This is a genomic window from Holdemanella sp., assembly GCF_056804935.1.
In genome coordinates, this window is the sequence record NZ_DBMEXE010000248.1 from 1 (window position 1) to 2,251 (window position 2,251).

A 2,251-nucleotide genomic window follows, 5' to 3' on the forward strand; every position below is an offset into this window, starting at 1 on the left:
ATCGTTTTTCACAACCTTTAATTTCATAATGCGTTTACCAAAGGTTTGTCCTTTATATACATACAATTCAAGAATCACAAAATATCCTAAATAGAATACAATCGCCAACAAAGCTACCAAAATATTGTATGGGGCCGGAATTTTAGATAAGTCTTGCGATACAGAAGTTGTATGATTTACAATGCTTCCAATTAAGACAATAGGGATTCCGGCAAACATTGTTGCCACATACCAATCAATCAGATAGGCAACGCCTCTATAAAAACTATTTACTGAACTTTTCTTCAGTTTTACTCCATAACGATGTGTTTTATCCATATTTGCACAACCTTTCTATTCGATTATTTTTGATATAAATTCTTCATAGCTTTGACTTTCTAATAAAGCTACAAAATGATTTGCGTTATTGATCATACTGCTTAACCAATCAAAGAACATAACCAAAGTATCTTTGTATACTTCATTAATTGCCAGCAACATAACCATCTTCACTTCAAATTCTCCCCATTTGATTGGTTTTTCTAAAAATGCAACAGAAATCGAAGATCGAAAACTTGCCACATTCAATGAGTGTGGTACCGCAAATGAATACACAAAACTTGTGGATGCCATTTTTTCCCTTTGAAGAACTGATTTTTTAAACGCATCATCACTGTAACCAAGGTTTTTCAAGTGGTCACACATATATTCAATTGTTTCTTCTGGTGTTTCTGTTTTTAAATTCAAATGGAAAGTTTCAGGTTCAATCAAATCAATGATTTGAGCTTTAAACTCATTTTGAAATCTCTTTTTATCCAACGCATTTAACGTTTGGAAAATACGACTCTCATCTTCTGTTGTGATAAACACAGAAATTTGAACCGTTGGAATATCTAAATTATGTTGTAGTGGTGACGTTGTTAGAATCAAATCTGGATCTAATTCTTTTATTGTCTTTTCTTCAAAATAACTCACACTTTGAATCACATCCATGCGTTCGTTAAATAAGAAATCCACTTTCTTAAGTAAAATATCACCAAAAGCCTGATCCACAGGATAAATCATAATGGCTTTATAATGTTGATGATTATGCGTTCTTTCATAGGCAGCACCTAAATGAAGAGCCAAAAAGCCTAGCTCATTTTCAGAAATATCGATTCCTAATTCTTCATTTAAAATCTCACCAACACGAATAGACAATTCAAAAACTAATGGGTACTTTTTCTTCAATTCTTGAAGATACATATTATCGATATGAATATTTTTATTCTTTCTTTCAACCAACCCTTGTAAATGTAGTGCGATACCAGAACGTAAATCTACATCTTTTGAAAAGTCTATATCATAGTCTGATTTAATAGATTCGATAATTTGCGAAACCAATTCATTCACATTGTAGCCATGTTTACTATAAGCAGAAACCAAATCATTTTGAAGGTTCATTGAATTTTTGCCCATCAATAATAAGGCTAATAATTCAACTTCGTTTTCATTGATATCAATACGCACAATTTTAGATACACGATTAAAGAATTCTTTGGCAATCTGATATTCTTTTGTGTTTTCAAGATCTGTTCCACGACTTGTTTTGATGTAATTGTGGTGCAACATTCTTTCAATCGCCACACCAATATGTATCATCAACATAGGAATTGCCATTTCACGAATGCGATAATTATATTCTTTTAAAATATTTTCCATGATATCTTTGACTTTTAATAAATCAAAACCTTTAAACATACTTGAAAGCTTATTTAGGTTCAAGAAATTTCCTTGTGTCTCTTCCGTAAGTAAATCTTTATAGAGTTTGCGCATTTCATCTTCGCTACCCTCTAAATGAATGTGATTTTTAGAGCGAATCAATTTTAAATCGTTATAATTCTCTAATATTTTCTTAATTCTTTTGATGTCATTATCAATTGAATAACCACTAATAAACACTTGATCTTGTAGATCCATCAAGTTTAATTCTTTTTTCTCAAACAATAACACACGTATAATATACACACATCTTTCTTGAGGTGTTTGAGGTATTATAAATTTTTGTGCTGTAGGCAATGTAACATTGATTTCATCTCGAATATGATATCCACTTCGTAAGTTGGATTCAATAATTGGCTGTTCATAATAGCGGTTGATCGCATCGATATCACTACGAATTGTTCGATCCGATACTTGCATAAGCTTAGAGATTTCTTTTCCTGTCATCCACGCCTTTGTATCATTCAACAATAGAACAATTTTCTCTTGTCTTTTATTCACTTTTAGTACA

The 2,251-nt window shown here is 31.4% G+C and carries 2 protein-coding genes; both read right to left on the bottom strand.

Annotated features, from left to right (window positions below):
• Positions 1-318 (bottom strand): RDD family protein (locus tag ACZQCL_RS08900; RefSeq protein ID WP_482482884.1); only part of this gene is annotated, 318 nt, incomplete at its 3' end.
• A 15-nt stretch (positions 319-333) separates the two neighbouring features.
• On the bottom strand, positions 334-2,241 hold the full coding sequence (locus ACZQCL_RS08905) for a BglG family transcription antiterminator (protein WP_270474262.1): 1,908 nt from the start codon (positions 2,239-2,241) through the stop codon (positions 334-336).
• Positions 2,242-2,251 lie beyond the last annotated feature (10 nt).